The 8748-nt window shown below is 66.2% G+C and carries 11 protein-coding genes; 10 read left to right on the top strand and 1 reads right to left on the bottom strand.

The annotated features are described in order from the left end of the window. The 9 genes from VGQ94_10670 to VGQ94_10630 form a co-directional block, all read left to right on the top strand. The coding region (locus tag VGQ94_10670; GenBank protein ID HEV2022972.1) for a hypothetical protein at window positions 1-867 on the top strand (867 nt) is incomplete at its 5' end. Between the two features lie 35 nt (window positions 868-902). Next, window positions 903-1574: an outer membrane lipoprotein carrier protein LolA gene (locus VGQ94_10665; GenBank protein HEV2022971.1), complete on the top strand. Its 672-nt coding sequence runs from the start codon at window positions 903-905 to the stop codon at window positions 1572-1574. 73 nt (window positions 1575-1647) lie between these two features. Then, window positions 1648-2862, top strand: coding sequence for a type II secretion system F family protein (locus VGQ94_10660; protein HEV2022970.1), 1215 nt, complete (start codon window positions 1648-1650; stop codon window positions 2860-2862). Window positions 2863-2865: 3 nt separating this feature from the next. Then, entirely contained in the window at window positions 2866-4527 is a 1662-nt protein-coding gene (locus VGQ94_10655) for a GspE/PulE family protein (protein ID HEV2022969.1), read from the top strand. A gap of 10 nt (window positions 4528-4537) precedes the next feature. Continuing rightward, window positions 4538-5428, top strand: a complete 891-nt coding sequence (locus VGQ94_10650; protein HEV2022968.1) for a hypothetical protein — start codon at window positions 4538-4540, stop codon at window positions 5426-5428. A gap of 2 nt (window positions 5429-5430) precedes the next feature. Then, a complete protein-coding gene (locus VGQ94_10645; protein ID HEV2022967.1) occupies window positions 5431-6006 on the top strand; it encodes a hypothetical protein in 576 nt (191 codons plus the stop codon). Next, entirely contained in the window at window positions 6006-6545 is a 540-nt protein-coding gene (locus VGQ94_10640) for a hypothetical protein (protein ID HEV2022966.1), read from the top strand. The genes VGQ94_10645 and VGQ94_10640 overlap by 1 nt, the downstream gene beginning before the upstream one ends. Window positions 6546-6553: 8 nt before the next feature. Further along, window positions 6554-7108, top strand: coding sequence for a hypothetical protein (locus VGQ94_10635; protein ID HEV2022965.1), 555 nt, complete (start codon window positions 6554-6556; stop codon window positions 7106-7108). Window positions 7109-7181: 73 nt separating this feature from the next. Further along, a complete protein-coding gene (locus tag VGQ94_10630) occupies window positions 7182-7847 on the top strand; it encodes a hypothetical protein (protein ID HEV2022964.1) in 666 nt (221 codons plus the stop codon). Window positions 7848-7963: 116 nt separating this feature from the next. Here the strand turns inward: VGQ94_10630 and VGQ94_10625 are convergent, their stop codons facing one another. Further along, window positions 7964-8329, bottom strand: coding sequence for an iron-sulfur cluster assembly accessory protein (locus VGQ94_10625; protein ID HEV2022963.1), 366 nt, complete (start codon window positions 8327-8329; stop codon window positions 7964-7966). A 167-nt stretch (window positions 8330-8496) separates the two neighbouring features. Between VGQ94_10625 and VGQ94_10620 the strand changes: the two genes are divergently transcribed. Then, complete coding sequence (locus VGQ94_10620; GenBank protein HEV2022962.1) at window positions 8497-8670, top strand: hypothetical protein; 174 nt, start codon at window positions 8497-8499, stop codon at window positions 8668-8670. The last annotated feature ends 78 nt before the right edge of the window (window positions 8671-8748 follow it).

The following is an 8748-nucleotide window of genomic DNA, read 5'->3' as shown; positions in this document are numbered from 1 at the left end:
ATGCTCATGCTGCGCCGGGTGGACGCGCTGCGCACCGACGCCACGCTCGAGGAGGTGCTGTACGTCACCTCCCCGCAGACGGTGAAGCGCATGAGCCTGGGCTACGACGGCCTGGTGGCCGACATCTACTGGACGCGCGTGGTGCAGTACTTCGGGCGCCAGCACCAGGCGCGCGTCCGCCGCTTCGACCTGCTGCTGCCGCTGCTCGACATCACGGCCACGCTCGACCCGCACCTCATTGTCGCCTACGAGTTCGGCTCCTTCTTCCTGGCGCAGCAGCCGCCGGAGGGTGCCGGGATGCCGGACGCGGCCGTGGCCTTCGTCGAGCGCGGCATTCGCGAGAATCCCACCGAATGGCGGCTCTACTACCACCTGGGATTCATCCACTATCTGGAGCGCAAGGACTACAAGGCAGCGGCGGAGGCCTTCCAGCGCGGCTCCGAAGTCCCCAACGCGCATCCCTGGCTGCGGACCATGGCCGCGGCCATGGCCCAGTTCGGCGGGGACACGCGCACCGCCCGCTTCCTCTGGCAGCGCATCCTGGAAAGCACGGACGACAAGCTCATCCGCGCCAACGCCGTCAAGCGCCTGCGCGCGCTGGAGGTTGATGAGGTGGTGCCCGCGCTCGAGGCCCGGGTGCAACTCTATCGCCAGCGCACCGGCCATCTCCCCGTGAGCTTCACGGAGATGGTTTCCGCCGGATACATCCCGGCAGGGCTGACCGATCCTCTGGGCTATCCCTACAAGCTCATGCCCGACGGACGCGTGGAAGTGCAGTCGCCCGACGACCTGCCCTTCATCACCAAGGGCCTGCCACCCGGCAGGCAGCCGAACTTCCTCTATATTCCTCCGCGAGCGAAGAAGTAGATGGTTTGAATCCGTCGTAAGATGCTCTCACCCCCATGAAGCTCTTCCCTGTTCTCGCGCTGCTCTTCATTTTGAGCCTGGCCACAGCCGCCGTTGCCGCTCCGCCTCCCGACGCCAAAGCCATCGCTGACGCCGTGGACCGCCGCTACAACGGCCTGCGCTCGTTGCGCGCCGAGTTCACTGAGATCTACCGCGGCGCCGGCCTGGAGCGCACCGAATCCGGCACGCTCTGGCTGAAGCGTCCGGGCAAGATGCGCTGGGAGTACCGCCAGCCGCGGGAGAAGCTCTTTATCGCCGACGGCAAGGACGCCTGGTTCTACGTCCCCGGCGAGCGCCAGGCGCGCAAGGCTCCGCTCAAGAAGGTGGACGACCTGCGCTCCCCGCTGCGCTACCTGCTGGGCAAGACCAAGCTGGCCAAGGAATTCGATGACCTGACGCTGGCCGCGGACGTCGCCCCGCTCACCCGCGCGAACGTCATGCTGCGCGGCGCACCCCGCGGCATGGCCGACCGGGTGACGTCGGTGCTGCTCGAGATCACGCCGGAAAGCCGCATCGCGCGCCTGCTCATCGAGGAGGTGGACGGCTCGACCACCGAGTTCCGCTTCGCCGACACGGCGGAAAATGTAGTCGTCTCCGACGCCCAGTTCCGGCTTTCCCTGCCCCCGGATGTGGAAGTGGTGGAGTCCGCGGAGGCGCCCGTACCCTAGCCCGGCCCCCCGGATGGGGCCGTGGTCACGGTGTTAGACTCATGTTGTCCCCCAAGGCAGACGGCCGGAATCCATGTCTGAATTTGTCATCAAAATGGCCGACGAACGCGGCCACGTGCTGGAGCAGGTGGAGAACGCCGCCAGCGAAGGCGAAGCGCGGGAGCGCTACGCCCGCCAGGGCTTTCTGGTGTACTCGGTCAAGCCGCGGGGCCTGCTGGCCGGGGGCGCCATCCAGATGCCCAGCCGGCGCCGTCTGAAGCTCGAGCAGTTCCTGGTCTTCAACCAGCAGTTCGTCACCCTGGTGCGCGCCGGGCTGCCCATTCCCACCGCTTTGGGGCTGCTGATAGCGCGCCAGCGTCATCCCCACTTCCGCTCCCTGCTGGAGAACATTCATCGCCGCGTGAAGGGCGGCGAACTGCTTTCTGAGGCGGTGGAGGCCCAGGGCATCTTCCCCAGGATCTACACCACCACGCTGCTGGCCGGGGAAAAGGCCGGCAACCTGGAAGAGGTGCTGAACCGCTACATCGCCTTCCAGCGCATGGCGCTCTCCGCCCGCCGGAAGATGACGGCCGCGCTGTTCTATCCCGCGCTGCTGGTGGTGATGGTGGTCATCATGCTGAGCTTCCTGGTCACCTATGTGGTGCCGCAGTTCGCCAAGCTCTTCGAACAGCTGCGGGCCCAGCTACCGCCGCTGACTGTCTTCATGCTCTCCCTGGGCGAGGCGGCGCAGAAATACTTTTGGGCGTTCCTGCTGGCGCTGGCCATCGCCGGGCTGCTGGTGTGGCGCTGGCGCCAGTCAGAGACCGGACGGGAGCAGCTCGACCGCCTGCGGATGGCCACCCCGGTGTTGGGGGCGATCTGGCTGAAGTATCAGGTAGCCATCTTTGCCCGCATGATGTCCACGCTGCTGGCCGGAGGCCTGCCGCTGGTGCCGGCGCTGGAGACCGCCGGTGTCTCCATGGAGAGCCGCGCCCTGGCCCACGGGATCCTGCAGGCGGCCCAGCGGGTGCGCGAGGGCAGCGCGCTGGCCCCCAGCCTGGAGAAGATTCCCGCGTTCCCGGAGCTGGCGGTAGAGATGATCGCGGTGGGCGAGTCCACCGGCAGCGTGGTCCCCATGCTTACTTCGGTGGCAGAGTTCTACGAGGAGGACGTGCAGACCGCCCTCAGCGCCGCCATGTCGCTGATCGAGCCGGTGCTGCTGATCTTCATGGGGCTGGTGGTGGGCTTCGTGCTCATCTCCCTCTACCTGCCCATCTTTACTCTGGGTGCGGGAGGGGTGGGAAGGTAGGCCATGGCGGAAAAGAAGTCCATCTTCGTGAACGGCGGCGAGAGCGGACGGGAGACCGCGGAAACCGCCGCCGAGCAGGAAGCGCGGGCGCGCGACCTGGCCCAGCGCTATCGCTGCGAGTTCGTGGACCTGCGCAATTTCCAGCTCCACCATGAGCTTTTCCGCTCCATCCCGGTGGAGCTGATGTTCCGCTGCAACTTCATCCCGCTGGAGGAGACCGCGGACGGGCGCCTGGTGATCGCCATCGCCGATCCCAGCCAGCTGATGATGATCGACGAGATCGGGCTGCTGCTGGGCAAGCGCATCCTCACCAAGGTGGCTACCCTCTCGCAGGTCGCCGACATCCTGAAGAAGACGGAGCAGTCGCAGCGCGTCCTGGACGAAGCCAGCGAAGGCTTCATGCTGGACGTGATCCACGAGGACGAAGCTACGGACGAAACCCTCTCCATCCAGCGGCTGGCGGCGGAGAGCGACATCAGCCCCATCATCCGCCTGGTGGATACCACGATTTTCACCGCGCTGCAGCGGCGGGCTTCGGACATCCACATCGAGAGCCGCGACGACTCGGTGGTCATCAAGTACCGCATCGACGGCGTGCTGCAACCCGCCATGCAGCCCATCGCCAAAGAGCACCACTCCACCATCCTCACTCGCATCAAGGTGATGAGCGAGCTGGATATCGCCGAGCGCCGCGTGCCCCAGGACGGCCGCTTCCGCGTGCGCTACAACAACCGCTCGATCGACTTCCGCGTCTCCATCATGCCTAGCATCCACGGCGAGGACGCCGTGCTGCGCGTGCTGGACAAAGAATCCATGAGCGAGAAGTTCCACCAGCTCACCCTCGACGTGGTGGGCTTCAGCGACGAGGACCTGAAGAAGTTCCGCCTCTACATCGCCGAGCCCTACGGCATGGTCCTGGTCACCGGACCGACGGGCAGCGGCAAGACCACCACGCTCTACGCCGCCATCAACGAGATCAAGACGGACGAGGACAAGATCATCACCATCGAAGACCCGGTCGAGTACCAGATCCGCGGCATCACCCAAGTCCCGGTGAACGAGAAGAAGGGGCTCACCTTCGCCCGCGGGCTGCGCTCCATCCTGCGCCACGATCCCGATAAGATCATGGTGGGCGAGATCCGCGACCCGGAGACGGCGCAGATCGCCATCCAGTCCGCGCTCACCGGCCACCTGGTGTTCACCACCGTGCACGCCAACAACGTGGTGGACGTGATCGGGCGCTTCTTGAACATGGGCGCCGAGCCCTATAACTTCGTCTCCTCGCTGAACTGCATCCTGGCGCAGCGCCTGGTGCGCGTGATCTGCGAGACCTGCAAGAAGACCAAGCGCTACTCCGCCACGGTGCTGGAGGCCAGCGGCCTCGATCCGCAAGAGTGGGCCAAGGTCCCGTTCTATGAAGGCGAAGGATGCATCGAGTGCGCCGGCACAGGCTTCCGCGGGCGCACCGCCATCCACGAGTTGCTGGACCTGAGCGACCAGGTGCGGGAGATGATCCTGGCCAGGAAGCCGACCTCGGAGATCCGCAAGGCCGCGCACGAGGAGGGTATGTCGTTCCTGCGCGAGTCGGGCCTGGCCAAGGTCAAGGCGGGGATCACCACGCTGAAGGAATTGAACAAAGTGACATTCATCGAGACCTCGCGGTAGAGTGAGCGGCATGCCGAGCCCGGCGCGTCCCAGAATCGCTTGCGAGATTGCCGCCAGCCAGGTGCTGGCGGCGCGGGCGGATGACTCCGGCTCCACCGTGGAGTACTACACCTCCCGCAGCCTGCCGCCAGGAGCGGTGGCGCCGGGACTGGCGCCCGGAAACGTGCTGGCCACGGACGCCCTGCGCGAAGCCATCGCCGGGGCGCTCTCGGCCGCCGGGGGCCGCTCGCGCGACGTCATCGCCGTGCTGCCTGACGCTGCCGTGCGCGTCGTCCTGCTCGACTTCGAGACCCTTCCCGAGCGCGCAATCGAGGCCGCCGCCATCGTGCGCTTCCGCCTGAAGAAGTCCGTACCCTTCGACGCGGAGCACGCCGCGCTCTCCTACCAGGCGCATCGCGCCAATGGAATGGTGAAGGTGGTGGCCGCCGTGGCCAACGCCGCGGTCGTCGCCGAGTATGAAACGGCCTTTCGCGAGGCCGGGTACCACCCCGGCGTGGTCGTCCCCTCGACGCTGGCGGCAATGGGCCTGGTGGAGGCCGCGGCTCCGACCATGGTGGTGAAGGTCGAATCCACGTCCATCACCGTGGCCATCGCTCATCGCGAAGAGCTGTGCCTGTTCCGCATGCTGGAGAACCACCACGGAATCGGGATCAGCGGCGCGCAATTGTCCGAGGATGTATATCCTTCTGCCGTCTTCTTCCAAGATACGTACGGCGCCGCCATTGAGCGGGTGCTGCTGGCGGGCGGGGCGCCGCTGGAACAGGTCGCTTCGGCTCTCGAGGCCCAGACGGGAGCGCGCGTGGAAGAGATGGTCACCGCCCGGCGCGTGGGCTCCAGCCTTTCCGGAGACGCCATCCCGCGCTCCCTTCTGGCCGGAGTGGCGGGAGCACTGGTGAGCTGAACATGCGCTTCGACATCAATCTCGCCTCTCAGCCCTACCAGGACGTGCGTGTCTTCCTGATGCGCTGGGGAACCGCCACTGGAGCGCTTGCGCTGTTCACGGTGGTCCTGGTGGGAATAGCGTTTTCCGGCTGGCGGGGTTCGCGCGACGTGCGACAGCAGATGGAGCGCGACACCCGCCAGATGCAGGAGCTCGACCGCGACAAGGCCACCGCCGAGACTTTGCTCAGCCGACCTCAGAACCGCGAAATCCTGGAGCGCTCCCGCTTCCTGAACGGACTCATCGCCCGCAAGGGCTTCTCCTGGACCCAGTTGTTCGTGGACCTGGAGAAGATCATGCCGCCGCGAGTGCGGGTGGTCTCGCTGCAGCCGCAGGCCGGCTCGCAGGACCAGGTGGCGCTGCGCCTGCTGGTGGAGGGCGACTCGCGCGAACGCGCCCTCGACCTGGTCCGCCGCATGGAGGAATCCGAGCGCTTCCGCCAGCCGCGGGTGAAATCGGAGCGCGGCAAAGAACCGAGCGGGGTGCAGCTTGAGATCATTGCGTTTTACGCCCCGGAGCGCCCGCGAGGAACGCCGTAATGGCCACCGTGCCTGAGTTGCGCCGCAAGTTGACCGTGGCTGTGGCCGTGTTGCTGGCCCTCGATCTGCTTGCCGGCGCCTTCCTGCTCTCGCCGCTGGGACGCTCCCGGAGCGCGCACGAAGAGGACTACGACAGAATGCGCGTGGTTCTGAAAGCCAAGATGAGCGAGTCCCTCCCCCTGCGCGGCATGGATAGGAAGCTGGCCCTGGCGGAGACGGATTTGGCCGCTTTTTACCGCGACCGCTTCCCCGTGCAGGCCTCGGCCGTCCCGGAGGAGCTGGGCAAGCTGGCGGGCGCCAACGGCGTGCGCGTCACCGAGGTGCGCTACTCGAGCGAGGCGGCCGGTGAGGCCGGGCTGCAGCGCGTGAGCATGGACGCCACGCTGGCCGGCGATTATTTGCAGGCGGCCAGGTTCATCAACGCGCTGGAACGCGACCGCATGTTCTTCGTGATCCACGAGGTCACGCTCAGTGAGCAGCAGGGTGGATTCGTCCGGCTGGAACTGAAGCTGGAGACCTACCTGAAGGGCGGGGCATGATGCCGGGAATGAGAGGCCGGGGGAAGGCTGCGCTGGTGTTCGGGCTGGCGGCGCTGGCGCTCGTCGTCTTCTTCTTCAATATCGTGTGGCCGGCGCTCCGCCCCGCAGCCGCGCCGGAAGCCGCCGCGCCTGCCCCGCCCGCGCGCCCAGTCCCGGCGCGAGCGGGAACGCGCGGCGCCCCTGCCGCGCCGCAGTCGCTCGACCCCACCCTGCATCTGAACTTGCTGGCCTCGGTGGAGGGCGTCCAGTACAAGGGCAGCGGGCGCAACATCTTCCGCGGTCAGGAGGAGCCAGCCCCCATTCCCAAGCCCGTGGCCCCAGCTCTCAAGATCCCCACCGGGCCGCCGCCTCCGCCGCCTATCAACCTGCGGTTCTTCGGCTTCGCCAGCAGGCCGGGGGAAGCTAAGAGAGTCTTCTTGTCGCAGGGCGAGGACGTCTTCATCGCCGCCGAAGGCGACATCGTCAACCGCCGCTACCGCATCGTGCACATCGGGGTGAACTCGGTGGAGGTGGAGGACGTGCTGGGCGGGCGGCGGCAGACTTTGCCGCTGACCGGCGGATGAATCTGGATTTGTGATTGGTGATTTGTAATTCGCTGTTGATGAGGAGTGTCGCGGCGTGCCGTCCCGGAACGAAATGACAAATTACAAATCACAAATTGGAAATCGCCGCCAGCGCGGCTACGCGCTGCTGGTGGTACTGCTGCTGCTGGCATTGATTTTGCTGGCTACCATGACCGCGGCGCCGCGGTTGGCGCAGCAGATCCGCCGCGACCGCGAGGAAGAGCTCATCCACCGCGGCACCCAGTACGCCCGCGCCATCAAGCACTACTACAAGAAGTTCGGGCATTATCCCGCGTCGGTCGCACAACTGGAAGACACCAACCACTTGCGCTTCCTGCGCCACCGCTACAAGGACCCCCTGACCCCGAGCGGCGAGTGGCGGATCATCCACGTAGGCGAAGCCAAGGTGGTTCCCAAGGGAGCCTTCGGGCCTCCAGGTGGGCAAGCCGGCGGCCTCGCCGGCGCAACCCCTGCGGCCGGTCCCACTGCGCCGGCCACTCCGGGTGCTGAAACTCCGCCCGTGGGCACTCCGGCCTCCGCCATGACCACACCCGCCTTCGGCGCCACTTTCGGCGGCGGGCCCATCGTGGGCGTGGCCAGCACGAGCAAACAGGCTTCCATCCGCGTGCTCAATGACAAGGACCACTACAACGACTGGGAGTTTGTGTACGACCCGCGGCTGGACGTGAGCGCCCAGCAGCCCCAGCAGCCCGGCGCCCCGGTGCAGAAACCAAAATAGCTAGTGGCGAGTGGTTAGGGGCGAGTGGTGCGAGCCCAGCCGGCCAAAACAAAAGGCGCGACCGAAGTCGCGCCTCTCAGAATCCGCGATGATCCGCGTATATCCGCGGTAAGAACTTACACGCTGAACGACGACCCGCAGCCGCAGGTGGACTTGACGTTGGGGTTCTCGAACTTGAAGCCCGCGCCTTCCAGGGTCTCGACGTAATCCACCACGCAGCCGCTCAGGTACATGAGCGAGGTGGCATCCACGAAGACCTTCAGGCCGTCGAACTCAAAAGACTTGTCCATGGCGCCCGCCCCGTTCTCGAAGGACATGGAGTAGGAGAAGCCAGAGCATCCGCCTCCGACGACGCCCAGGCGGAGGGCGGCGGGTGCAGGGTTCTGCTGCGTCATGATCTCTTTGACCTTGGTGATGGCGAAGGGAGTCATGTTGAGGGGTGCCGTCTTCGGCGGAGTCTGCACCTGCTGGGTTGTGGCCATGTTTTTCTCCTTAGCGCGATAGCGACGATACGAAACGATTATAGCAAACCCGTCCTGCCGGGCAGGGACTTGAACCTGCCGGTCCTGTTTAATTAGATGCGCCTGCCCCCCGGACGGTCGCAGCCATTCCGGCAGGCCGCCCGGCGCCCGGCTGTAGACTAGGCCCCATGTCCAAGTCCGACCGCGATCCCCTGTTCTTCCCGCCCTCCAAACAGGCTCCGGAGGAGGAGCCGGAGGAGCACAGCGCGGAGGTGGACACCGAATCGCAGCAGAAGCCCCTGCGGTTGATTCTGCTGCTGGGGCTGGTGCTGGGGCTGATCCTGTGGCGGGGGTGCGCCTAGCCCCCGGACTGTAAAAGTTGACCTTGCTTTTTGCCCCGGGGCTATAATCAGCCGAGTTCGGCCCGGCCGGTCCTTGGC

The sequence above is a fragment of the Terriglobales bacterium genome, from assembly GCA_035937135.1.
Classification (GTDB): domain Bacteria; phylum Acidobacteriota; class Terriglobia; order Terriglobales; family Acidobacteriaceae; genus DASYVL01.
The sequence above is the reverse complement of the archived record's forward strand: the minus strand, read 5'-3'. Positions and strand labels throughout refer to the sequence as shown.

Coding starts and splice junctions, on each gene's coding strand:
- VGQ94_10665 (HEV2022971.1), top strand. CDS start 903: ATGAAGCTCTTCCCTGTTCTCGCGCTGCTCTTCATTTTGAGCCTGGCC.
- VGQ94_10660 (HEV2022970.1), top strand. CDS start 1,648: ATGTCTGAATTTGTCATCAAAATGGCCGACGAACGCGGCCACGTGCTG.
- VGQ94_10655 (HEV2022969.1), top strand. CDS start 2,866: ATGGCGGAAAAGAAGTCCATCTTCGTGAACGGCGGCGAGAGCGGACGG.
- VGQ94_10650 (HEV2022968.1), top strand. CDS start 4,538: ATGCCGAGCCCGGCGCGTCCCAGAATCGCTTGCGAGATTGCCGCCAGC.
- VGQ94_10645 (HEV2022967.1), top strand. CDS start 5,431: ATGCGCTTCGACATCAATCTCGCCTCTCAGCCCTACCAGGACGTGCGT.
- VGQ94_10640 (HEV2022966.1), top strand. CDS start 6,006: ATGGCCACCGTGCCTGAGTTGCGCCGCAAGTTGACCGTGGCTGTGGCC.
- VGQ94_10635 (HEV2022965.1), top strand. CDS start 6,554: ATGAGAGGCCGGGGGAAGGCTGCGCTGGTGTTCGGGCTGGCGGCGCTG.
- VGQ94_10630 (HEV2022964.1), top strand. CDS start 7,182: ATGACAAATTACAAATCACAAATTGGAAATCGCCGCCAGCGCGGCTAC.
- VGQ94_10625 (HEV2022963.1), bottom strand. CDS start 8,329: ATGGCCACAACCCAGCAGGTGCAGACTCCGCCGAAGACGGCACCCCTC.
- VGQ94_10620 (HEV2022962.1), top strand. CDS start 8,497: ATGTCCAAGTCCGACCGCGATCCCCTGTTCTTCCCGCCCTCCAAACAG.